Here is a 22,496-nt window from a genome sequence, read left to right on the forward strand (position 1 = left end):
ACCGCGCGTCACGAACGGCGCGCGTCGAGGAGTTGCACCACCATGATCTGCAAGCATTCACTCGTCCGCCGCAGTGCCGCCGTCGTGGCCGCAGGTGCGGCAGCGCTCGTCCTGGCCGCCTGCGGCGGGGACAGCGGCAGTTCGGCCGGACACGGCGCCACCGCGTCCCCCTCCGCGCCCGCTCCGGCGTCACAGGGGCAGCACAACGCCGCCGACGCGGCCTTCGCGAGGAGCATGATCCCCCACCACCGTCAGGCCGTCGAGATGGCCGGCCTCGCACCCGAGCGGGCGCAGTCGGCCGAGGTGAAGGCTCTCGCCGCGGACATCAAGAAGGCTCAGGGCCCGGAGATCGAGACGCTCTCCGGCTGGCTCACGTCGTGGGGCGAGGCGGTGCCCGCCGAGGGCGCCATGGACCACTCGGACCACGGCATGGACGGCATGGACGGCATGGACGGCATGATGACGGGCGAGGAGATGACCCAGCTCGGGAACGCCTCGGGCAAGGCGTTCGACACCGCCTTCATGGAGATGATGATCAGGCATCACGAAGGCGCGGTCGACATGGCGAAGACCGAGCAGGCCGACGGCGCGTACGGACCGGCCAAGAAGATGGCCGGAGACATCATCGCCTCCCAGAACGCGGAGATCGAGCAGATGAACAGGCTGCTCGGCAAGGACTGACCACACCACATCAGCACGGGGCGGGCAGCACCAAGGCCCGCCCCGTGACTGTCCGCGGCATTCCGGAATACCCCCCAGGGGTATACTGTTGGCGGTACGTGCGGCACATCGAATGGGGATGAGGGTCATGGATCACAGCACGCACCACTCCGGTACCGCGCACGACCACACCGCCCACCGGGGCGGCCCCGACCACGGCGGTCACGCGCCCGGCGCGACCTGGGCGACGGCGATGAAGGCGACGCTGCACTGCCTGACCGGGTGCGCCATCGGCGAGATCCTCGGCATGGTCATCGGCACCGCCCTGATGTGGGGCAACGTGCCGACGATGGTCCTGGCCATCACCCTGGCCTTCATCTTCGGCTACTCCTTCACCCTCTTCGCGGTGGTGCGCGCCGGGGTGTCCCTGAAGGCCGCGGTCAAGGTCGCGCTGGCCGCCGACACCGTCTCCATCGCGGTGATGGAGCTCGTCGACAACACGATCATCGCGCTGACGCCGGGAGCGCTGGACGCGCACCTGGCCGACGGACTGTTCTGGTACGCGCTGCTCGGCGGCTTCGCCGTGGCGTTCGTGATCACTACGCCGGTCAACAAGTGGATGATCGGCCGGGGCAGGGGCCACGCCGTCGTCCACGCCTACCACTGACCGTGTCCGCACGACGCCGGGCGGCCCCGGACTCCCCGGGAGCCGCCCCCGTCGTGCCGACGCCGCCCCGGCCCAGGCCGGCGAGCGGTCCGTTGCGGGCCTGCCGGCAGGCGTCCGCGGGAAGGCAGGCGTCCACGGGAAGGCAGGCGTCCACGCCCGCGGTGACACGCCTGCGCGGGCAGGGCTCGGCGGGGCACCGAACGGCGACCGGTTCCTCCGGCCTGCCGCGGGTCACCACCTCACGCACCGCAAACGGCTGCCGCCCGCCGAGCCCCGGCTGAACGGGCCGCACCGCACGCGGCGGCCGGCCCCCTTCCCCCCGTCGGCAACCCCGCGGGTCCCTACGTCAAGCCGGTCGACCGCTCGCTCCCCCAGGCGGCCAGTGGCTCGAGTGCGTCGTTGAGGCGCTTGCCGTCCTCGGTGAGCGAGTACTCGACGCGGGGCGGCACCTCGTCGTAGGAGACACGGCGCACGACGCCGTCCGCCTCCATCGACCGCCGACCAACTACGCAGCGGCGACTACACCACGTGGGGTCGTCTCCGGCCTCGCCATGCAGGTGGCCGGCACGCCGACCTTCCTGAGCACCGCCGAACAGCAGGGCGTCAGCCCGGAACTGCTGACTCCCTACTTCGCGTTGATGCGCCGCCGCCTGGCCGAGGGCGGCGGCGCGGAGGACCTGACGGGCGTGATCGACCTGCTCATGCGCTGACCGGCGGAGCCGGGGCGAGTACGGGAGGCAGGCGTTCCGCTCGTCCAGCAGCTGTGTCAGGGCCGCCCTGGCGCGGGCCGCGCGGGAGCGGACCGTCCCGACCGGGCAGTCGCCGAGCCCGGCCGCTTCCGCATAGGGGAGGCCGACCAGCTGGGTGAGCGGTCAGGAGCGCGGCGAGCAGGTGGGCGGCGAGCAGGTGGGCGGCGAGCATCCCGAGCGACGACGCGTCGCCGCCGGTCGTGGAGTGCCCCATGCACTCCTCGCTGCTCAGGGCAGCGGCGCGGACGCGAGGCGGTGGGCCAGGTCGGTGGCGAACTCCTCGGCGCGGGCGAGCTGGGTGCGCAGGGCCCCGACCCTCTGCCGAGCCGCCCGTTCGAAGTCACGGATGCGTTCCAGCAGCGTTTCCCGCAGCTCGGGGGAGAGTTCGCCGCCCGAGTCGAGCCGGTCGGTGGCTTCGAGCAGGGAACGCATCTCGTCGAGGGAGAAGCCGAGTGGCTTCATCCGGCGGATGACCATCAGACGGGCGACGTCGGCCTCGGTGTAGAGGCGGAAGCCGCCCTGGGAACGGGCGGAGGGGATGACGAGGCCGGTCTCCTCGTAGTGCCGGATGGTACGCAGCGACAGCTCGGTCCGCGCGGCGACCTCGCCGATCTGCATGTGTGCGCTGCTCACGCCGGTTCCGTCCCCTGTCCTGAGGTCTCTCGCCGGGCTGCGGGCGGGAGACACCGATCTCTACCCTAACGTCAGGGTAGAGTTACCCGGGTCAGCCGTGTCGGGGCCGACGATGCCCCCGGCGAAGACCATGGTCCACAGGAGAGAGCGTGCGCATGTCCGTGCTGCCCGGCGCCGCTGTCTGCCCGCCGTGACGCTCCGCCCGCCGACGGCACCGAAGTCCCGCACCCGCCGCCTCGCCGCCGCCCTCTGACGTCGGTCCGCCGTTCACGGACTTCACGGACGGACGACCGCCCGAGGCCCTCCGCGTCCCACACACGTCCCATGTTGGCCCGCACGCCCGCCGTGACGCGGGCGTGCCCGAGCACGACAGGTTCCCTTCGTCTTGACCACCTCCGCACTGTCCCCGTCCGCCTGGCTGCGCGGCTCCCGGCGCCCGTCCTGGCTCTCCGACCCGAAGGTGCTGCGCACCGAGGTGCTGGCCGGTCTCGTGGTCGCGCTGGCGCTGATTCCCGAGGCGATCTCGTTCTCGATCATCGCCGGGGTCGATCCGGCGGTCGGTCTGTTCGCCTCGTTCACGATGGCGGTGACCATCGCGGTCGTCGGCGGCCGACGGGCCATGATCTCCGCGGCCACCGGCGCCGTCGCCCTGGTCATCGCCCCGCTCAACCGTGAGCACGGCTTCGGTTACCTGATCGCCGCCGTCATCCTCGCCGGTGTCCTCCAGATCGTCCTCGGCGCGCTCGGGGTGGCCCGGCTGATGCGGTTCGTGCCGCGCAGCGTGATGGTGGGCTTCGTGAACTCCCTGGCCATCCTCATCTTCATGGCGCAGGTGCCGGAGATGACGGACGTGCCCTGGCCGGTCTATCCGCTGATCGCCGCCGGACTGGCGCTGATGGTCTTCTTCCCGAAGGTCACCACGGTGGTCCCGGCGCCGCTGGTGTCCATCGTGATCCTCACCGTCGTCACGATCGCGGCCGGGATCGCGGTGCCGACCGTCGGTGACAAGGGCGGGCTGCCGTCCTCGCTGCCGGTTCCCGGACTGCCGGACGTGCCGTTCACCCTCGACACCCTCACCACCGTCGCGCCGTACGCCTTCGCCATGGCCCTGGTCGGGCTGATGGAGTCGCTGATGACGGCCAAGCTGGTCGACGACATCACCGACACCCACTCCTCCAAGACCCGCGAGTCCGTCGGCCAGGGTGTCGCCAACATCGTCACGGGCTTCTTCGGCGGCATGGGCGGCTGCGCGATGATCGGCCAGACGATGATCAACGTGCGGGTGTCCGGGGCCCGTACCCGGTTGTCGACGTTCCTGGCGGGCGCCTTCCTGATGGTGCTGTGCATCGTCTTCGGGCCGGTGGTCTCCGACATTCCGATGGCGGCGCTGGTCGCCGTCATGGTCATGGTGTCGTTCGCCACGTTCGACTGGCACTCCGTCGCCCCGAAGACGCTCAGGCGGATGCCGGCCGGGGAGATCACGGTCATGGTGGTCACCGTCGTGTGTGTGGTCGCCACCCACAACCTCGCGATCGGTGTCGTCGCCGGTTCGGTCACCGCGATGGTCGTCTTCGCCAAGCGCGTCGCCCACCTGGCCGAGGTCACCGCCGTCACCGACCCCGACGGCGGGACGGTCGTCTACCGGGTCACCGGTGAGCTGTTCTTCGCCTCGTCCAACGACCTGGTCGGCCAGTTCGCGTACGGTACCGACCCCGACCGGGTCGTCATCGACCTGTCCGCCGCCCACATCTGGGACGCCTCGTCGGTGGCCGCGCTGGACGCCATCGAGACCAAGTACGCCCAGCGCGGCAAGCGCGTGGAGATCGTCGGGCTGAACGAGCCCAGCGCCCGCATCCACAGGACGCTCAGTGGTGAGCTCACCGGCAGTCACTGACCGGCGATCCGTGCCCTCGGGGCCGTGTCGTGTGCCGCGGTGAGGCGTTCGGCGGTCTCCCAGAGCTCGGTCTCGCGCCGGGGGTCGTAGGACTCCTCCGACGAGCGGTCCGCGCGGCCCCGGTCGACGTAGGACCAGCTCGGCGCCGGCGTGATGCCGAGGACGACATCCGCGAGACGGCGGCCCGCCGCCTCACGGCTCACGGCGAACGGGGTGAGGGTCGGCACCGGCAGGACGCGGCGCATCGCGAACCGGGAGACGGGACCGGCGTTGCGGGCGAGGCCGGTGCCGGGCACGAATCCCGGGTTGTAGGCGACGGCGTCGATCCCGGCGGGCGCGTCACCCGTGGCCACGTCGCCACCGCTCAGCCCTGACCGGTCAGTTTTCGAGAAGCGGTGGCGAGGGGGTCGCCCCTACCGTCGTAGGCATGAACTCCATCGACTCCGTCGCCCTGGAGGTGGCCGATCCCACGGCCGCCGCACGCTTCTACTCCGACGCCTTCGCACTGGACGGGTCCCGGGTGCGCGTACGCGGCTCCGAGGCTCCCACGACCGGCTTCCGCGGTTTCACCCTTTCCCTCGTGGTGTCCCAGCCGGGCAACGTCGACGCGCTCCACGCCGCCGCCCTCGACGCCGGCGCCACCAGCCTGAAGCCCGCGGAGAAGTCGCTGTGGGGCTACGGCGGCGTGGTCCAGGCCCCCGACGGCACGATCTGGCAGCTCGCGACGTCGTCGAAGAAGGACACCGGGCCGGCCACCCGGGACGTCGACGAGATCGTGCTCCTGCTGGGCGTCGAGGACGTCAAGGCGAGCAAGCAGTTCTACGTCGAGCGGGGCCTCACCGTGGGCAAGAGCTTCGGCGGCAAGTACGTCGAGTTCACCACGGCCCCGGACACGGTCAAGCTGTCGCTGTACAAGCGCCGCGCCCTCGCCAAGGTGGCGGGCGTCCCCGCCGACGGCACCGGATCGCACCGGCTCGCCGTCTCCAGCCCGGCCGGCCCGTTCACCGACCCCGACGGGTTCGTCTGGGAAGGCCCCGGTCAGCAGCCGGACGCCGCCGGCTGACAGCGGATCAGTAGCCGAACACCTGGGTCCACGTCCAGTCGCTCTCGGTCACGCCGACGCCGAGTGTCTTCAGTGAGCAGTTGAGGATGTTCGCGCGGTGGCCCGGGGAGTTCATCCAGGCGTCCATGACGCTCGCGGCGGAACTCTGGCCCCGGGCTATGTTCTCGGCTCCGGGGCTCGGGTGGTCCTGTGCCTTGGCCCGGTCCACGAAGCTGCTGCCGTTCTGGCCGGTGTGCGAGAAGTAGTTGTTGGCCGACATGTCCTCGCTGTGCAGCTGGGCCGCCCTGGCCAGCCGGTCGTCGGACGTCACGGGACCGCAGCCCGCCTTGGAACGCTCCGTGTTGGTGAGGCTCAGGACCTGGGCCGCGGGGCCTCCGGCGGGGGGCGCGGCCGGCTCGTCCGGCTGCGGCGGCGCGGGCTGCTCCGCGGGCGCCGAGGTGCGGACGGGGGCGGACTTCGCCTCGGACTTCTCCGGTCGGGGCGTGGCCGGGGGTTTCGGCTTCCTCGTGGACGCACTGGGCGACGGGGAGGACGAGGGGGGAGCCGACGAGGAGGAGGTTCCGGCGGACGGGGTGGCAGCCCCGGGAGTGGCTGCGACGGACTCCGGGCCGCTCTCGGACGCCGCCCGCACCCGGTCCGCGTCGCCGTCCGGGGTCAGGAGGGCTATCCCGGATATCGTGCCGCCGGTGACCAGCAGCGCCGCGGCCACGGCCGCGACGGTCCGGCCCCGCCGCTTGCGCCGACGGCTCCGCGCGCGCAGGTTCGTACGGTGGCCCACCACCGTGCCCGGTCCGGAGGCCGCGGCGGGATTGTCCGCGGCCACCGGTCCCGTGCCGTCCCCGTACGCGGCCGCCCGGCCGTCCGGCACCCCACCGGGGCCTTCCTGCGCACCGCCACCCTCCGTCCACACCCCGCCGGATCCGGCATGCGCACCGCCACGGTCCGTCCACGCCCCGCCGGATCCGGCCGACAGCCCTCCCAGGTCACCACCCGCACCCCCGGCGTCACCCGGCACACCCCCCGGGTCGCCCCACGCCCCGCTCCGGCCCGTGGGCACCTCACCCGGCCCTCCTGGTCCCCCCGGCCCCGCGAACGTCATCCCCGGGTCGCCCGGGCCCGGCACCATGCCCGGCCCGTCATGCACCGCCCCGGGTCCCGTCGCCTCCCCGGCATGGGACAGCTGCGACGCGTCCGCCGTTCCGGCGCCGAAGACGGTGAACAGGGCGGAAGCGGCGAGCAGGCTCGCGCCCACCGGCACCAGCCCCAGGCCGACCAGCAGGCCCTCCGCCGGAACCAGGCCCGACTGGAAGCCCGCGCAGACCGTGCAGTCCCGGGCGTGGCGGGCGATGCGCTTGCGCCACAGGGTCGAGGGGACGGCGTCCCAGGACGCGACCACGTCGTCGAGAAGGACGCACCTCGGCCGGGCGGACAGCGCCCGCACCACCAGCCGGGCCGTCTCCAGCTGCGCCTTCGTCCGCTGCACGCGCACCGCCGTGTGCTGCGGTGACAGGTCCAGCGCGGCCGCCACCTCCGCCCGCGTCAGCTCGCCCGCCGCCTCCAGCCACCACAGCGACAGCAGCGCCTGGTCGTCGGGGTCCAGCCAGCGAGTGGCCTCGGCGGCCTCACGCCGCTGACCCTCGAGCCCGAGCCGCACGATCGTCAGGTCCACGAAGTCGGCACCCGGGTCGGCGACGTCGTACGCGTCGTGCAGCCCCGAACTGGCCGGAGCCGTACGGTGACCGCGCCAGTGGTGGCGGAGCTGGTTCATGGTGACGGCGACCAGCCAGGACCGGAACCCGTAGGGGTCCTTCAGTGAGCCCAGCGCGGCGAGGGCGCGGAGCATGGTCTCCTGCACCACGTCATCGACGTCGGGGTGCCCGTTCAGGGCCCGGCCCACGATGTTGTAGACCAACGGGAGGTGAGTGGCGACGAGTTCGTCCTGTGCGCGCATGTCGCCACGCTGTGCCGCCTCGACCGTCGCCCTGTCGGGTCCGATGCTCGCTGCCACGCTCGTCCACGCTCCTTCTCGGTCCTGGACCGTACTGTCCTGGCCCTGTCACAAGAGGAGAGCCATCGCCCCGGGCCGGATAACGGAAACCGGATGACTGAAACGCGCGGGCGTCATTCCAGCACGTGCCGCAGATACGCCCCCGGGTCGGTGAGGTAGCGGCGCCAGTGGTCGACCAGGGCCAGGTCCTGCCAGGCGGTGCGGCGCATGCCGTGGTCACCGACCTCGATGATGTCCGCGCCGGGGAGCGCGGTCAGCAGGGGTGAGTGGGTGGCGCAGATGACCTGTGCGCCCGCGCCGGTCAACTGGTCGATGTGACCCAGCAGTTCGAGGCACGAGGAGAAGGACAGGGCGGCCTCCGGCTCGTCGAGGACGTACAGGCCGGGGCGCAGGAACTTACCCCGGAACGCCGCCAGGAAGCCTTCACCGTGGCTGCGCGCGTCGGGGTCCAGGCCCTCCCGGCCGAGGGCGTCCAGGGCCGTCTCGGCGCGCAGGAAGAAACCCTGGCGGGCGGACCAGGAGGTCAGCATGCGGCGGCCCCGGGGAGCCGCGTCGAAACGGATGCGTTCGCCCAGGACGGACTTGGTGCGGTGGCTGGCGTAGCGCCACTCGTGCGAGCCGCCCCAGGGGTCCAGGCCGAAGCCCTCGGCGAGGGCCTCGACCAGGGTCGACTTGCCCGAGCCGTTCTCACCGACGACGAAGGACACCGGGGCGGTGAAGCGCATCCCGTCGCCCAGGAGTTCGCGTACGCAGGGGACCGACCAGGGCCACTCCCCCTCGTCGTACGCGCCCTTGTGTGCGTACGCACGTTCGATGATCACGGGCCCGAGTCTCCCATGAGGGAGGGGCCGGGGTCAGGCCCCCGCCCGGTACGCCGCCGGTGATCCGCCCCTCACTTCGTGCCGACGGTACGCAGCACCGTCAGCACCAGCGCCCTCGCCGCCCGCACCGTCTCCCGCAGGGAGACCCGCTCGCGGGCGCTGTGGGCGACCGCGATGTCGCCGGGGCCGTACTGCAGCGTCGGGATGCCGGCCCCGGTGTAGTGCCGCAGGTCGCTGCCGTACGTGGCCCCGCGCAGCCTCGGCCGCCGGCCGCCGCCCGTCGCGTCCGCGTACGCCGTCCCGACCACGTCCGCGAGGGCGTGTCCCTCCGGAAGCCGGCCGCTCGCGAACTGCCCGCCGGGCCAGCTCACCGTGGCCGGATGGTCCCGCAGCCAGGGGTCCGCGGCGCACGCCTCGGCCACGCACCGCTCCAGCGCGGCACGTGCGTCCGCCGGGTCCTCTCCGAGCCGTACGCCGAACCGGCCCTCGGCGAGGAGCAGATCGGGCACGCTGCTCGCCCAGTCCCCGGCGCGCAGGGTGCCCACCGACAGGCCGTACGGGATCGGGTACTCGGCGAGCAGCGGGTCCGGGTCCCGGTTCCGTTCGGTCTCCAGCGCGGCCAGCGCGCGGTGCAGCGGCAGATAGGCGTCGACGGCGCTGACCCCCCGCTCCCGCGAACTGCCGTGCGCCGCCCTGCCGGGCACGGCGATACGGAACGTCAGCGCGCCCGCGTTGGCGGTGATCAGGGTGCCGGCCGTGGGCTCGGCGATGACGCAGGCGTCCCCGCGATGACCGCGCCGCAGGGTGCCGAAGGCGCCGAGCCCGCCGTCCTCCTCGCCGACGACGAAGTGCGCGGCGACCCGGCCGCGCAGGCGTGTCCCGGCCGTCCGTATCGCCGCCAGGGCGGCGAGGTGCGCCGCGAGTCCGGCCTTCATGTCACAGGCCCCGCGCCCGTGTACGAGGTCCCCGGTCACCCGGGGCACGAACGGATCCCCCTCCCATGCGCCGAGGTCGCCCGGCGGTACGACGTCGACGTGGCCCTGGAGGATCAGGGTGGGTCCGTCGCCGCCGTCGGGTGTGGTCCCGACCAGCCCCCACGCCTCCTCGCGGGGCGCCTCCGTACCCGGGAAGTCCGGGTCGCCGCGCAGCGCGGGCAGGTCCAGCGGCCACAGATCGATGTCCAGGCCGAGCCATTCCAGCCGCCCGGCCAGCTGATGCTGGAGCTCCGACTCGGCGGCGCTCCCGGTCACACTCGGCACCGCGATCAGCTCCAGCAACGTCCGCCCCAGAGCCTCCTCGTCGACCGCCGCCAGCGCGGCCGCCTCCTCGTCCGTCAGCACGCTCCGCCCTCCCCTCGCCCCCGGGGCGACACCCCGTCGCCCCCGCATCCATACCTGCGCAGCGAGAGCGGGCCCTACGCCTGCGTCGCGGTGCCGTTCGACGGCTCCGGCACGGCCGCCCGCAGGGGCGCCCATGTGCGCGACGGTCATGCCCCATCCGGCCCCACGGCCAGGTGGCTGGGTCGGGAGGGCCCCCGGGCTACCGGCCGCGCCGCTCCTCGCCCCCGCGCTCGCCCGTTCTCCCCGCTCCACCGCCCACCGTGAACCCGGTCACCGTCCCGCCGTCCTCCCGCCGGAAGGCGTACGGGGCTCCGCCGTGGGCCAGCGCCACCTCCCGGACGATGGACAGACCGAGCCCCGATCCCGGCAGGGAACGTGCGTCGGCGGCGCGGTAGAAGCGGTCGAAGACGCGAGTCAGGTCGTCGTCGGTGATGCCCGGACCCCGGTCGCGCACCTCCACGCGTACCGTGCCCGGACGCGCCGGGCCCGATACGCGGATCTCGACCGGTGACCGGCCGTCCCGGTCGAACTTGACCGCGTTCTCCACCAGGTTGGACAGCGCCCGCGTGAGCATCCCGGGTCGCCCGTCGGTCGAGGTGTCGCCGCTCGCGCGGACCACGATCTCCCGTCCGGAGCGCCGCCGGGCCAGTCCCGCCACGTCCTCGGCGATGTCCGCGAGGTCGACCCGCTGCGGCGGCTCGGTGTCGGACTGCCCGGCCGCGAGCTCGACCAGTTCATTGACGAGGTCGGTCAGTTCGCGGGCCTCCTGGGTGAGGTCGGCGACGAGCTCCTCACGGGTGCCGGGCGGCAGTTCGTCGATGCGGCGCAGCAGCGAGATGTTGGTGCGCAGCGAGGTGAGCGGCGTACGCAGCTCGTGCCCGGCGTCCTGCACCAGCCGGCGCTGGTCCTCCTCGGACTGGGCGAGCCGGCCCAGCATCCGGTCGAAGGCGCGGCCGAGGCGCCCCACCTCGTCGTAGCCGGCGACCGGCACCTGGATGCCGAGCCGGCGGGTGCGGGCGACGACCTCGGCGGCGTTGGTGAGGACGACGAGGCGGCGGGTGATGCGCCGGGCCAGCCACCAGCCGAACAGCCCTGCGCCGATCACGACCGCCACCATCAGGATCAGCGTGCGCCGCTGGAGTGCCCGCAGCAGGTCCTCGGTGTCGCTGAACTCCTGCGCGACCTGCACCGCGCCCCGCTCGCCGCCCAGTGAGACGGTCGCGACGCGGTAGACGTCGTCGCCGACGTCCACGCCCGCGTGCACGACCACCCGTCCCGCCGTGGCGGCACCGGCGATCCCGCGGTCGGCGTCGACCACCGGCAGCCCCGGGTCGCCGGGGTCGAAGATGCTGCCGTCCGCCCCGAGCACCTGGACGTCGGTCCGCGCGGGCCGCACCAGATCGTGGCCGGGTGCGGCGGAGGAGAAGTCGAGCGGCGTCATCCGGTTCTCCCGGACCTCGCTGCGCAGGTCCTGCACGACCTCGTCGAACACGGACTGCTGGTCGACCCGTACCAGCCGGGCGGCCGCGTTGTAGGACAGGATGCCGACCAGCACGGTGATCGTGGCGGTGACCGCCGCGAACGCCACCGCGAACGTGGTCCCCAGCGACAGCAGCCGCAGCCGCCGGCGCGGAACCGACGACGCCCGCACACCGCCCGCGGTCACTCAGCCCTCCCGCAGCACGTAACCCACACCGCGCACCGTGTGGATCAGCTGCGGCGCGTCGGGCTCGTCGAGCTTGCGGCGCAGATAGCCGACGTAGACGGCGAGGTTCTTGGAACCGGGGCCGAAGTCGTAGCCCCAGATACGGTCGTAGATGGTGGCGTGTTCCAGGACGACGCCGGCGTTGCGGAGCAGCAGTTCCAGCAGTTCGAACTCGGTGCGGGTCAACTCCAGTTCCCGTTCACCGCGCCAGGCCCGGCGCGCCTGCGGGTCCATGCGCAGCCCGGCCGCCTCGACGAACCGCCCGGTGGTGTCCGGCCCCGGCTCCTCCACGGGCCCGGGGGCCGGCGCGGGCGCGACGGGGGCCGCGCGGCGCAGCAGGGCGCGCAGCCGGGCGAAGACCTCCTCGACGTCGAACGGCTTGACGACGTAGTCGTCGGCGCCCGCGTCGAGTCCGGCGATCCGGTCGGCGGTCTCCACCAGCGCGGTCAGCATCAGCACGGGAGTGCGGTCGCCCTCGGCGCGCAGCGCCCGGCACACCTGGAGCCCGTCGATGCCGGGCATCATCACGTCGAGGACCAGGACGTCGGGCCGGCTGCGGTGGGCCTGTGCGAGTGCCTCGACGCCGTCGGCGACGGCCGTGACCCGGTAGCCCTCCAGGGTCAGGGCGCGCTCCAGCGCGTTGCGGATGGCGCGGTCGTCTTCGGCGAGCAGAAGGGTGTGCGGCACGCGCCCAGTGTGCCAACCGCCCGGGTCCCCCGGCCCCGGTGGACGGTGCCGGGGCGCGCTTCTTACCCGTATCTCACCCGGCGGCCTCACCTCCCTGGCCCAGCGGGCCGGCCCATGCGCGGCGATGGGCCACCGTGCCGAGCGAGCCGGCCCATGCGCGGCGATGGGCCACCGTGCCCAGCGTGCCGGCCCATGCGCGGCGATCGGCCACCGTGCCGAGCGAGCCGGCCCATGCGCGGCGATGGGCCACCGTGCCGGTGATGACCGGTGCCCGGTGCGACGGCGGGGCGGGGGCGGCTGTCGCTCACCGGAGCTGACCGGGTGCCGCTGCGTCCCGTCCCCGTCTCACCCCGTCGGCCGCAGCGCCGCCAGCCGCTCCTCGAACGGGGTGACCTCCTCGAAGGAGTCCCGCCGGGGCAGCGGGCGGGTGGCCGACAGCCCCGCCATCAGCGCGGCCAGTTCCCCGGCCGCCCGCTCGACGCGTCCGTCGAGCCCTTCGGCCCCCCAGTCCTCGGAGGCGGCGTAGACGCCGGTCGGCACGACGACGGCCCTCAGGTAGGAGAAGAGCGGACGCAACGCGTGGTCCAGCACCAGCGAGTGCCGTGCGCTGCCGCCCGTCGCGGCGATCAGCACCGGCTTCCCGGCGAGGGCGTCGGGGTCGGTGACGCTCAGCGCGTCGAAGAACGACTTGAACAGCCCGCTGTACGACGCCGAGAACACCGGCGTGACCACGATCAGCCCGTCCGCCCCCGTCACCGCGTCGAACGCGTCGGACAGTGCCCGGCCCGGGAAACCGTTGGTGAAGGTGTGCGCGATCTCCACGGCGAGGTCACGCAGTTCGATCACCCGGATGTCCGCCGGCCCGGGTTCGGGAGCGGTCGCGGCCGGGGCGGCGACGGCGGCCAGCCGGTCACCGAGCAGCCGTGTGGAGGACGGGACACTCAGTCCGGCCGATACGACGACGAGCCTCATGCCCGCGCTCCTTCCTTCCGCCTGGCGGTGGCCAGCAGCGAACTGTGGGCCGGCGCGTCCGGCACGCCGGCCGGGCGGTTCCTGGCGAACTCCTCGCGCAGCACCGGGACGACCTCCTCGCCGAGCAGGTCGAGCTGCTCCAGCACGGTCTTCAGCGGCAGACCCGCGTGGTCCATGAGGAACAGCTGGCGCTGGTAGTCACCGGCGTAGTCGCGGAACGACAGGGTCTTCTCGATGACCTGCTGCGGGGAGCCCACGGTCAGCGGGGTCTGCGCGGTGAACTCCTCCAGCGAGGGACCGTGCCCGTAGACGGGTGCGACATCGAAGTAGGGGCGGAACTCGCGCACCGCGTCCTGCGAGTTCTTCCGCATGAACACCTGACCGCCCAGGCCGACGATCGCCTGCTCCGGAGTGCCGTGCCCGTAGTGGGCGTACCGGGCCCGGTACAGCTCGACCATGCGCTTGGTGTGGTCGGCCGGCCAGAAGATGTTGTTGTGGAAGAAGCCGTCGCCGTAGTACGCGGCCTGCTCGGCGATCTCCGGCGAGCGGATCGATCCGTGCCAGACGAACGGCGGTACGCCGTCCAGCGGGCGGGGCGTGGAGGTGAAGCCCTGCAGGGGGGTGCGGAACTTCCCCTCCCAGTCGACGACGTCCTCGCGCCACAGCCGGTGGAGGAGGGCGTAGTTCTCGATCGCGAGGTTGATGCCCTGGCGGATGTCCTTCCCGAACCAGGGATACACCGGGCCGGTGTTCCCGCGCCCCATCATCAGGTCCATCCGGCCGTCGGCCAGATGCTGGAGCATCGCGAAGTCCTCGGCGATCTTCACCGGGTCGTTGGTGGTGATCAGGGTGGTCGAGGTGGAGAGGACCAACCGCTCGGTGCGCGCCGCGATGTAACCGAGCATGGTCGTCGGCGAGGACGGCACGAACGGCGGGTTGTGGTGCTCACCGGTCGCGAAGACGTCCAGGCCCACCTCCTCGGCCTTCAGCGCGATGGCGACCATGGCCTTGATCCGCTCGCGCTCGGTCGGCGTGCGCCCCGTGGTCGGGTCGGGGGTGACATCCCCGACGCTGAAGATCCCGAACTGCATGCCCGCTCACCCTCCAGGTTGTTGACGGTTCAACTATACCCCTGGAACGACGCCCCGCCCCCTCCTATTCCCACCGCCGGGTACCCCCGATGCCGCGGCTACGGCACCAGCACCAACCGCCCCCGCACCCCGCCCTCCGCCAGCCGCGCGTGCGCCTTCACCACGTCGGCCAGCGGATACGCCTCCGCGACCCGGAGCGTGAGCGCCCCCTCGTCCACCAACCGCACCAGCTCCGCCAGCCGGGCCCCGTCCGCGGCCACCTCGACGGCGGCCACCCGCACCCCGCGCGCCGCCGCCGGCTCCGCGCGTGGAATCACACCGGCGTACGCGCCTCCGTCCCGCACCCACTCCAGCGCCCGCTCACCGAGCACCGCCGCGTCCAGCACGGCGTCGAAGCTCCCCGCCTCCACCGCACCGCCCGTGAAGCGTGCGGCGCCGAGCGAACGCACGAGCTCCTCATCGTCCTCCCGGGCCAGGGCGGTGACGGTGATCCCCTGACGCGCGGCGAGCTGGACGGCGTACCCACCGACCGCCCCCGCCGCGCCCGTCACCAGCAGCGACCCGCCCTCGGGCACGGCCAGCAGATCCAGGGCCTGCGCGGCCGTCAGCGCGTTCAGCGGCAGCGTCGCCGCGTGCACGGCGTCGGCCGTCCGGGGCGCCCGCGCCACCGCCTCCGCCGGTACGACGACATACTCGGCGTGCGTCCCCAGCGGCTTCACCATGCCGTGATCGAGCGCGACCACCCCGTCCCCGGCGCTCCACGCGGTCGCCGCCCCGGCCGCGTCGACCGTCCCCGCGACATCCCAGCCGAGCCCGATCGACTGGCCCGCCCCACCGAAGACGCCCTCCCGGACCGCCGCGTCCACCGGGTTCAGTGCCGCTGCCCCGACCCTGATCCGGACCTGACCGGCCCCCGGCTCCGGCACCTCCGCCTCCACGACCCGCACGACCTCGGGCCCACCGAACGACGTCACCACTGAAGCACGCATGACAGAAGCTCCCTGATTGTTCCTGTTCACCACGGTTCCTCCGCGGCTGACCACAACCCTAGGAAGAGTTACTATCCAGAAGTAAGTAGTTACCTGAGAGTGCGTTTGTCTCCCGGAGGTGAGCCATGGCGACCACGACAGCGGCCCAGCGGCGCGAACAGGCACGCGTCGAGTACGACGCGTTCCTCAAGGACTGCCCGACCAACCAGCTCCTGGACCGCATCAGTGACAAATGGGTCGGCCTCGTCGTCAGCGCCCTCGCCACGGGCCCCATGCGCTACAGCGACCTCGGTCGCAAGATCGCCGGAGTCAGCCCCAAGATGCTCACCCAGACACTGCGCTCACTGGAACGCGACGGCATCCTCACCCGCACCGTCACCCCGTCCGTCCCCGTCCGCGTCGATTACGAACTCACCCCGCTCGGAACCAGCCTCAGCCTGCTCCTGACCGCCGTGAAGGACTGGGCGGAGACCCACTTCGACGAGGTGCACCGGGCCCGCGAGCACTACGACGCCGAGACGGACTAGCCAGACCTCCTGAGCCCTCCGAGCCTCCTGAGCCCTCCGAGCCTCCCGAGCTCCTATACCTCCTATACCTCCTATACCTCCTGGACCTCCCCCGACCGCAGCCGGGCCGCCTGTTCGGCACCGAAATCCGTCGCACGCTTCATATGGTCGACGAACAGGGCGAGTTCGGAGTCGTCGAGGTCGTCGAAGAGCGCGATCCAGCCGCCCCCGAGACGCTCCCACACCCGCCCGAACTCCGCGGCCTTCTCCGGCACCGGCGCCACCAGCACCAGCCGCCGGTCCCCCGCGTCCCGCTCCCGCACCACATGGCCCGCCCGCTCCAGCCGGTCCACCAGCCGCGTCGCCGACCCGGTCGTCAGCCCCGTCAGCTCCGCGATCCGCCCGGTCGTCACCGGACCGGCCTCCAGCGTCAGCAGGTTCAGACACTGCAGATCGGTGGGATGCAGCCCCAGGTGGTCGGCGAGCGCCTGGTTGAACAGCGCGTACGACGCCATGTACCGCCGGGACACCACGGCCAGCTCCGCGGTCAGCCGCGGCCGCGCGCTCACCGGCACACCCACTCCTCTCGGCCCGTCGGACATACCGCATGTATCCCCGCCGCGGCCCGGACCAGACGCCCTCCAACAGGTGACGTACGGCCCGCCGGCAGACGCGTGCGAGGCTGCGCGCATGCTGATCCTCCGCTCCGCCGCCCTGTTCGTCCTCGCCGCGCTGCTCGAGATCGGCGGCGCCTGGCTGGTCTGGCAGGGCGTACGCGAACACCGCGGCTGGATGTGGGCGGCCGGCGGTGTCCTCGCCCTCGGCGCCTACGGCTTCGTCGCCACCTTCCAGCCCGACGCCCACTTCGGCCGGGTGCTGGCCGCGTACGGCGGCATCTTCGTCGCCGGCTCGATCCTGTGGGGCGTGGTCGCCGACGGCTACCGGCCGGACCGCTGGGACATCACCGGCGCACTGGTGTGCCTCGCCGGCATGGCCGTGATCATGTGGGCCCCGCGCACCGGCTGACGCCCCCGGCGACCGCCCCGCCGGCCCCCGCCCGGCCCCGCCTATGCTGGCCGGGCACGGCCCCGACCGCCCGAGGAGCAGCCCCATGGCCACCGCCGCACCGCCCGCCGCATCCCGTATCGCCGTCGTCACGGGCGCGAGCAGCGGAATCGGTGCCGCCACCGCCCGCCGGCTCGCCGAGGCCGGCTACCGGGCCGTCCTCACCGCCCGCCGCAAGGACCGTATCGAGGCCCTCGCCGAGGAGATCACCGCGGCCGGCCACCAGGCCACGGCCTATCCCCTCGACGTCACCGACCGCACGGCCGTCGACGAGTTCGCCACCGCCTTCACCACCGTCGGCGTGCTCGTCAACAACGCCGGCGGCGCACTCGGCGCCGACCCGGTCGCCACCGGTGACCCGGACGACTGGCGCACCATGTACGAGACCAACGTCCTCGGCACCCTCCACCTCACCCAGGCCCTGCTCCCCAAGCTGGACGCGAGCGGCGACGGCACGGTCGTGGTCGTCTCCTCCACCGCCGGTCACTCCACCTACGAGGGCGGCGCCGGCTACGTCGCCGCCAAGCACGGCGCCCACGTCCTCGCCGAGACCCTCCGCCTGGAGATCGTCGGCCGCCCGGTGCGCGTCGTCGAGATCGCGCCCGGCATGGTCAAGACGGAGGAGTTCGCCCTCACCCGCTTCGGCGGCGACACGGAGAAGGCCGAGAAGGTGTACCAGGGCGTGCCGGACCCCCTCACGGCCGACGACGTGGCCGACACCATCACCTGGGCGGTCACCCGCCCGCCCCACGTCAACATCGACCTGCTCGTGGTCCGCCCCCGCGCCCAGGCCTCCAACGCCAAGATCCACCGGGAGCCGTGATGCCGAACGCCGAACAGCGTGCGAACGCCGAACAGCGCCGCCTGGCCCTGGAGACGAAGCGCGAACGCATCGTCTGGTACTACCTCGCCTACTTCCTCTTCGGCATCCACATCGTCGCGTTCGTCATGATCTACGCGGTGAGTCACGCGAAGTAGCGGGCCCCGCCCGGGGCCCGCTCTCCTTGTCGCCTTCGCCTCGTCAGCCCTTCACGCAGACGACCTGCTTCAGCTTCGCGACGACCTCCACGAGGTCCCGCTGCTGGTCGATGACCTGCTCGATCGGCTTGTACGCGCCCGGGATCTCGTCCACCACCCCGGAGTCCTTACGGCACTCCACGCCCCGCGTCTGCTCCTCAAGGTCCTTCGTCGAGAAGCGCCGCTTCGCCGCGCTGCGGCTCATCCGCCGACCTGCGCCGTGCGACGCCGAGTTGAAGGAGCTGGTGTTGCCGAGGCCCTTGACGATGTACGAACCCGTTCCCATCGATCCCGGGATGATCCCGTACTCACCGGAGCCCGCCCGGATCGCGCCCTTGCGGGTGACGAGCAGGTCCATGCCGTCGTAGCGCTCCTCGGCCACGTAGTTGTGGTGCGCGCTGATCTCCGTCTCGAACGCCGGCTTCGCCTTCTTGAACTCCTTGCGGACCACGTCCTTCAGGAGCGCCATCATGACCGAGCGGTTGTACTTCGCGTACTCCTGGGCCCAGAACAGGTCGTTGCGGTACGCCGCCATCTGCGGGGTGTCCGCCACGAAGACGGCGAGGTCACGATCGACCAGGTTCTGGTTGTGCGGAAGCTTCTGGGCCACACCGATGTGGTGCTCGGCGAGTTCCTTGCCGATGTTCCGGGAACCGGAGTGCAGCATCAGCCAGACAGCACCGGTCGTATCCGTGCACACTTCGACGAAGTGGTTGCCGGATCCGAGCGTTCCCATCTGCTTCGTGGCGCGCTCCTGACGGAACTTGACCGCATCCGCCACCCCGTCGAACCGTCCCCAGAAGCCGTCCCAGCCGGCGGTCTGGAAGCCGTGGAAACGGGACGGGTCGACCGGGCCGTCGTGCATGCCCCGCCCGACCGGAATCGCCTGCTCGATCTTCGACCGCAGCCGCGAGAGGTCGCCCGGGAGGTCGTTCGCCGTCAGGGACGTCTTCACGGCCGACATTCCGCAGCCGATGTCGACTCCCACCGCCGCCGGGCACACCGCACCGTGCATCGCGATGACCGATCCGACCGTCGCGCCCTTCCCGTAGTGCACGTCCGGCATCACGGCCAGGCCCTTGATCCACGGCAGGGTGGCGACGTTCCGCAGCTGCTGGAGCGCGCCCTCCTCCACCGTCGCCGGGTCGGCCCACATACGGATCGGCACCTTCGCGCCCGGCATTTCCACGTACGACATAACGTCCTCATTCCCCCGGCAGACCTACAGAAGTCTCGTACCGCAAAACCGGCACCAAGGTCGACGAAAAGGGATGACGGACCGGCGTCCACGGCAGTGCGTGCGATACACATTGTCTGTGATGGGCGCCCCCCTGCGGCAAGCGAATAACCAGCGGGGACACTGGGAAGGCCCGGCGGGCACCGGCCCGCGCACACCGTCGAGAGGAGCCCGACCGTGCAGCGGAAGGCGTACGTATCCGGCGTCGCCGCGCTCCTGGCGGCCGTACTGGCCGGCTGCACCGGCAGCCCGGACGACGGCGGCCAGTCGGACAATTCCAACCCGGGGAGCACCGGTACGGCGACCCAGGCGGCCCAGCCCGGCAAGTACGCCACGCTGCCCGAGCCCTGCGGAGTGGTCGAGGACCAGACGCTCGACGAACTCCTGCCCGGCATCGGGGAGATGACCGACGAGGTCAAGCGCGAGAAGGCGTACGCGGGCGAGGCGACGCTGACCTACGACACCGACCGCAAGGTGGGCTGCCGTTGGAAGGTGGAGTCGGCCACGGCCACCGACCATCTGCTGGTCGACTTCGAGCGGGTCGTCTCCTACGACAACGCCGTGAGCGACGACGCCCAGGCCGAGCAGCTCTTCGCGACGAAGCGGTCGGGGGCGGAGCTCCCCGAGCCGGTGGTGACGTCGACGGATTCCACCTCGCCCTCCACCGAGGCGTCCGCGGACCCCAGTTCGTCCCCTTCCTCCGCCCCTTCCACGTCACCCTCCGCCGCACCCACCGATCTCCGGCCCCGCGTCCTGGAGGAACTGGGCGATGAGGCATTCCTCGACGACGAGCTCGACAGCGCCGGTTCGACCGCCCAGCAGCGCACGGTGACTGTGGCGTTCCGCACGTCCAACGTGATCGTGACCGTCGAGTACGCGGAGCAGCCGATGACCGTCGGCAGCGTCCCGGACAGCAGGGAAATGCAGGACAGGGCCGGGAAACTGGCCACCGAGCTGGCCGATTCGCTGGGCGGCTGAGGCCCGTTCACGGCCCCTCCGCCCGCCTGCGTGAACCACGCGAAGGAAGACCGAGCGGGCGGCTCACCGCGTACCGTGACCCCTCGGACCCGATCCGACCGCAGGGAACAAGAGCGTCATGAGTGAAGGAACCATGCAGCGACGAGCACAGCGAGAGCAGCCCGAGCGAGCGAAGCGCCTTACCCGCGTCCTTGTCTGCGCGGCCGCCGTCCCGGTGATGCTGATCGCCGCCGGCTGCTCCTCGGACTCCGGCTCCGACGACGGCAAGGACAAGGGAGCCGACGCCTCGGCCTCGACGTCCGCGAGCCCGTCCCCGACCGTGCGGGCAGCCGCGTACAAGAAGCTTCCCGAGGCGTGCGGGGTGCTGTCGAAGAAGACCCTGAAGGACCTGGCCCCGAAGGCGAAGTCGGGCAAGCAGGGCGACTCGGACGACGTCTCCGCCCGTGCCAGCTGCTCCTGGAACAGCCTGGACAACAACGGCGTGAAGGGCTCGCAGTTCCGCTGGCTCAACGTGTCACTGCTGCGCTTCGACTCCGACACCACCCGCGGCGCGGGCGACAAGCTGGCCGAGAAGTACTACGACAAGCAGGTGCGGGACGCCCAGGCGGTCGAGGGTGCGAAGGGCACCAAGGTGGAGCCGCTCACCGGGACTGGTGACGAGGCCACGACGGTGCGTTACAACCTGAAGAAGAAGGAAGGCACCTTCAAGCAACAGACGGTCGTGGCCCGCGTCGAGAACGTCGTCGTCACGCTCGACTACAACGGTGCCGGTCTCGCCGGTGACAAGACACCGGACGCCGACGACCTCCTGAAGGACGCGAAGAAGGCGGCCAAGGAGGTGCTGACCTCGGTGACGGAGGCCAACGGCACGGGTGCGGCGGGCAGTTCGCCGTCCGCGTCGGCGTCGGCGAAGCCGTCCAAGGCCGGGTCGGCAGAGCCGTCCAAGCGGGCCACGAAGTCGTCCTCCGGCAAGAGCTGAGCCCTCTGAACCAGAACCGGCCACCCGTGCCCCGCACACATGTGCCACTCTGTTGCGCGCAACGACACGCACTGGGAGGGGAGTACGGGTGGCCGCGCCACTTGAGCTGACACGGACGCACCGGATTCTCATCGGTGTGGTCGTCTTCGGTGCCGTCATCATCGCCGGGATCGGCTTCGCGGGTTCGTACGCGGCCGTCCGTGAGCTCGCCCTGCAGAAGGGCTTCGGGAAATTCAGTTACGTCTTCCCGATCGGCATCGACGCCGGTATCTGCGTCCTGCTGGCGCTGGACCTGCTGCTGACCTGGATCCGCATCCCCTTCCCACTGCTGCGGCAGACGGCATGGCTGCTGACGGCGGCGACCATCGCGTTCAACGGCGCGGCGGCATGGCCGGATCCGCTCGGTGTGGGGATGCACAGCGTCATTCCCATCCTGTTCGTCGTCTCGGTGGAGGCGGCCCGGCACGCGGTCGGCCGGATCGCCGACATCACCGCCGACAAGCACATGGAGGGCGTCCGGCTCACTCGCTGGGTACTGTCGCCGCTTCCGACGTTCCTGCTGTGGCGCCGGATGAAGCTGTGGGAGCTGCGCTCCTACGAGCAGGTGATCAAGCTGGAGCAGGAGCGGTTGGTCTACCGGGCCCGCCTGCGTTCCCGCTTCGGCCGCGGCTGGCGACGCAAGGCCCCGGTCGAGTCCCTGATGCCGCTGCGCCTTGCCAAGTACGGCGTCCCCCTGGCGGACACCGCCCCGGCCGGTCTGGCGGCAGCGGGCATAGAACCGGCCCTCCTTCCCCCGGCCCCCGCCCCCGGGGCGGCCATGGGCGGTCGTGCCTCCGGGGCGGCACAAGTGGGCGCGGCACCGCACAACGAGCAGTTCCTGGAACTCGAGGGCAACCGCCAGCCCGAGCGCACCCGGAACAACGACCGGGAAGCCGTCACGGACGACCAGAACCAGTGGCTCCATGCCCGGGACCCCCGCACGGTCGAGTACCAGGGCGGCTACGACCCCACCTACGACCCGGACGAGGAAGACGCCCGCTGGTACGAGGAGCAGCAGCACGCCGAGCAGTACCAGGACCAGTACCAGGAGGAGCCACCCCTTCGGGAGCCCTCCCCGGAGGAGACCGGCAGCTTCCCCATCCCGGTGGTCCCCGGCGGCCGCACCCGTGAGCTGGGCGAGGGCGGTGGCACTCCCGCCGACGGCCCGGACGAGGAGGCGTACTACCAGGTGTTCCGTCAGTCGATAGACGGCAGCTATCCCACGCCCCGCGTCCTCGGCGACAACATCCAGGCCACCTATGGGACGACCCTGACCCCGAGCGCCCTGAAGGACCTCGCCGAACGCTTCCAGCAGCGCCACACGGCGGAACTGGAAGAGGACCACATCGCGTAGGGCGGTACGGGGGAGGGGGGCGCCCGACCGGGACCGGGCGCC

At 72.0% G+C, this 22,496-nt stretch carries 23 protein-coding genes and 3 pseudogenes; 12 read left to right on the forward strand and 14 right to left on the reverse strand.

The genetic code is table 11. The features are described from left to right. Positions 1-42: 42 nt before the first annotated feature. Both ACZ5C2_RS34065 and ACZ5C2_RS34070 read left to right on the forward strand, forming a co-directional pair. Complete coding sequence (locus ACZ5C2_RS34065) at positions 43-681, forward strand: DUF305 domain-containing protein (RefSeq protein WP_468799963.1); 639 nt, start codon at positions 43-45, stop codon at positions 679-681. Positions 682-808: 127 nt separating this feature from the next. Then, positions 809-1,327 (forward strand): DUF4396 domain-containing protein, encoded by a 519-nt coding sequence (locus ACZ5C2_RS34070; protein WP_468799965.1) that lies wholly within the window; start codon positions 809-811, stop codon positions 1,325-1,327. 341 nt (positions 1,328-1,668) lie between these two features. Here the strand turns inward: ACZ5C2_RS34070 and ACZ5C2_RS34075 are convergent. Beyond that, positions 1,669-1,824 (reverse strand): annotated as a pseudogene (locus ACZ5C2_RS34075) (winged helix-turn-helix transcriptional regulator); the annotation flags it as partial. On the opposite strand from ACZ5C2_RS34075, the pseudogene ACZ5C2_RS34080 reads away from it, so the two are divergent. Continuing rightward, positions 1,777-2,037, forward strand: a pseudogene (locus ACZ5C2_RS34080) (imine reductase family protein); the annotation flags it as partial. The pseudogenes ACZ5C2_RS34075 and ACZ5C2_RS34080 sit on opposite strands and share 48 nt — an antisense overlap. A gap of 39 nt (positions 2,038-2,076) precedes the next feature. Here ACZ5C2_RS34080 and ACZ5C2_RS34085 read toward each other — a convergent pair. Both ACZ5C2_RS34085 and ACZ5C2_RS34090 read right to left on the reverse strand, forming a co-directional pair. After that, a pseudogene (locus tag ACZ5C2_RS34085) lies at positions 2,077-2,196 on the reverse strand (sigma factor-like helix-turn-helix DNA-binding protein); the annotation flags it as partial. Between the two features lie 108 nt (positions 2,197-2,304). After that, the gene (locus ACZ5C2_RS34090) at positions 2,305-2,709 is read right to left on the reverse strand and encodes a MerR family transcriptional regulator (protein ID WP_468799967.1); all 405 of its coding nucleotides are present in this window, start codon (positions 2,707-2,709) and stop codon (positions 2,305-2,307) included. A gap of 385 nt (positions 2,710-3,094) precedes the next feature. Here ACZ5C2_RS34090 and ACZ5C2_RS34095 point away from each other — a divergent pair, with 385 nt between their 5' ends. Next, positions 3,095-4,603, forward strand: coding sequence for a SulP family inorganic anion transporter (locus ACZ5C2_RS34095; protein ID WP_468799969.1), 1,509 nt, complete (start codon positions 3,095-3,097; stop codon positions 4,601-4,603). Here ACZ5C2_RS34095 and ACZ5C2_RS34100 read toward each other — a convergent pair. Further along, complete coding sequence (locus tag ACZ5C2_RS34100; protein ID WP_468799971.1) at positions 4,597-4,956, reverse strand: hypothetical protein; 360 nt, start codon at positions 4,954-4,956, stop codon at positions 4,597-4,599. The genes ACZ5C2_RS34095 and ACZ5C2_RS34100 overlap by 7 nt on opposite strands. Positions 4,957-5,030: 74 nt before the next feature. Between ACZ5C2_RS34100 and ACZ5C2_RS34105 the strand changes: the two genes are divergently transcribed. Continuing rightward, positions 5,031-5,666, forward strand: coding sequence for a glyoxalase (locus tag ACZ5C2_RS34105; RefSeq protein WP_468799973.1), 636 nt, complete (start codon positions 5,031-5,033; stop codon positions 5,664-5,666). Between the two features lie 7 nt (positions 5,667-5,673). Here ACZ5C2_RS34105 and ACZ5C2_RS34110 read toward each other — a convergent pair whose 3' ends face one another. The 8 genes from ACZ5C2_RS34110 to ACZ5C2_RS34145 all read right to left on the reverse strand — a co-directional run bounded on the left by ACZ5C2_RS34110 (position 5,674) and on the right by ACZ5C2_RS34145 (position 15,279). Next, entirely contained in the window at positions 5,674-7,617 is a 1,944-nt protein-coding gene (locus ACZ5C2_RS34110; protein WP_468800077.1) for a sigma-70 family RNA polymerase sigma factor, read from the reverse strand. 170 nt (positions 7,618-7,787) lie between these two features. Continuing rightward, positions 7,788-8,495, reverse strand: coding sequence for an AAA family ATPase (locus tag ACZ5C2_RS34115; protein ID WP_468799975.1), 708 nt, complete (start codon positions 8,493-8,495; stop codon positions 7,788-7,790). 71 nt (positions 8,496-8,566) lie between these two features. Then, positions 8,567-9,835, reverse strand: a complete 1,269-nt coding sequence (locus ACZ5C2_RS34120; protein WP_468799977.1) for an ArgE/DapE family deacylase — start codon at positions 9,833-9,835, stop codon at positions 8,567-8,569. A 199-nt stretch (positions 9,836-10,034) separates the two neighbouring features. Further along, entirely contained in the window at positions 10,035-11,501 is a 1,467-nt protein-coding gene (locus tag ACZ5C2_RS34125; RefSeq protein WP_468799979.1) for a HAMP domain-containing sensor histidine kinase, read from the reverse strand. Next, positions 11,502-12,227: a response regulator transcription factor gene (locus tag ACZ5C2_RS34130; RefSeq protein WP_468799981.1), complete on the reverse strand. Its 726-nt coding sequence runs from the start codon at positions 12,225-12,227 to the stop codon at positions 11,502-11,504. It abuts the gene before it with no gap. A gap of 345 nt (positions 12,228-12,572) precedes the next feature. Then, positions 12,573-13,199: an FMN reductase gene (locus tag ACZ5C2_RS34135; RefSeq protein ID WP_468799983.1), complete on the reverse strand. Its 627-nt coding sequence runs from the start codon at positions 13,197-13,199 to the stop codon at positions 12,573-12,575. Further along, positions 13,196-14,290, reverse strand: a complete 1,095-nt coding sequence (locus tag ACZ5C2_RS34140) for an LLM class flavin-dependent oxidoreductase (protein ID WP_468799985.1) — start codon at positions 14,288-14,290, stop codon at positions 13,196-13,198. Before ACZ5C2_RS34140 ends, ACZ5C2_RS34135 begins: the two co-directional genes overlap by 4 nt. 98 nt (positions 14,291-14,388) lie before the next feature. Beyond that, a complete protein-coding gene (locus ACZ5C2_RS34145; RefSeq protein WP_468799987.1) occupies positions 14,389-15,279 on the reverse strand; it encodes an NADP-dependent oxidoreductase in 891 nt (296 codons plus the stop codon). Between the two features lie 125 nt (positions 15,280-15,404). Between ACZ5C2_RS34145 and ACZ5C2_RS34150 the strand changes: the two genes are divergently transcribed. After that, positions 15,405-15,806 (forward strand): winged helix-turn-helix transcriptional regulator, encoded by a 402-nt coding sequence (locus ACZ5C2_RS34150; protein WP_468799989.1) that lies wholly within the window; start codon positions 15,405-15,407, stop codon positions 15,804-15,806. A gap of 71 nt (positions 15,807-15,877) precedes the next feature. On the opposite strand, the gene ACZ5C2_RS34155 is transcribed toward ACZ5C2_RS34150, so the two are convergent. Further along, on the reverse strand, positions 15,878-16,387 hold the full coding sequence (locus ACZ5C2_RS34155; protein WP_468799991.1) for a MarR family winged helix-turn-helix transcriptional regulator: 510 nt from the start codon (positions 16,385-16,387) through the stop codon (positions 15,878-15,880). An 88-nt stretch (positions 16,388-16,475) separates the two neighbouring features. Here ACZ5C2_RS34155 and ACZ5C2_RS34160 point away from each other — a divergent pair, with 88 nt between their 5' ends. The 3 genes from ACZ5C2_RS34160 (at position 16,476) to ACZ5C2_RS34170 (ending at position 17,828) form a co-directional block, all read left to right on the forward strand. Next, positions 16,476-16,811 (forward strand): YnfA family protein, encoded by a 336-nt coding sequence (locus ACZ5C2_RS34160; protein WP_468799993.1) that lies wholly within the window; start codon positions 16,476-16,478, stop codon positions 16,809-16,811. An 85-nt stretch (positions 16,812-16,896) separates the two neighbouring features. Next, on the forward strand, positions 16,897-17,673 hold the full coding sequence (locus tag ACZ5C2_RS34165) for an SDR family NAD(P)-dependent oxidoreductase (RefSeq protein WP_468799995.1): 777 nt from the start codon (positions 16,897-16,899) through the stop codon (positions 17,671-17,673). Next, positions 17,673-17,828 (forward strand): hypothetical protein, encoded by a 156-nt coding sequence (locus ACZ5C2_RS34170; protein ID WP_468799997.1) that lies wholly within the window; start codon positions 17,673-17,675, stop codon positions 17,826-17,828. Before ACZ5C2_RS34165 ends, ACZ5C2_RS34170 begins: the two co-directional genes overlap by 1 nt. Positions 17,829-17,871: 43 nt before the next feature. Here ACZ5C2_RS34170 and ACZ5C2_RS34175 read toward each other — a convergent pair whose 3' ends face one another. Next, positions 17,872-19,065, reverse strand: a complete 1,194-nt coding sequence (locus ACZ5C2_RS34175) for an RtcB family protein (protein ID WP_468799999.1) — start codon at positions 19,063-19,065, stop codon at positions 17,872-17,874. A gap of 216 nt (positions 19,066-19,281) precedes the next feature. Between ACZ5C2_RS34175 and ACZ5C2_RS34180 the strand changes: the two genes are divergently transcribed. The 3 genes from ACZ5C2_RS34180 to ACZ5C2_RS34190 all read left to right on the forward strand — a co-directional run bounded on the left by ACZ5C2_RS34180 (position 19,282) and on the right by ACZ5C2_RS34190 (position 22,454). Continuing rightward, positions 19,282-20,082 carry a DUF3558 domain-containing protein gene (locus tag ACZ5C2_RS34180; protein WP_468800001.1) on the forward strand — a complete coding sequence of 267 codons (801 nt, stop codon included), beginning with the start codon at positions 19,282-19,284 and terminating at the stop codon, positions 20,080-20,082. Between the two features lie 118 nt (positions 20,083-20,200). Continuing rightward, positions 20,201-21,061: a DUF3558 family protein gene (locus ACZ5C2_RS34185; protein ID WP_468800003.1), complete on the forward strand. Its 861-nt coding sequence runs from the start codon at positions 20,201-20,203 to the stop codon at positions 21,059-21,061. Positions 21,062-21,149: 88 nt separating this feature from the next. Further along, positions 21,150-22,454, forward strand: a complete 1,305-nt coding sequence (locus ACZ5C2_RS34190) for a DUF2637 domain-containing protein (protein WP_468800005.1) — start codon at positions 21,150-21,152, stop codon at positions 22,452-22,454. Positions 22,455-22,496 lie beyond the last annotated feature (42 nt).

It is taken from the genome of Streptomyces sp. NPDC031365 (assembly GCF_055569765.1).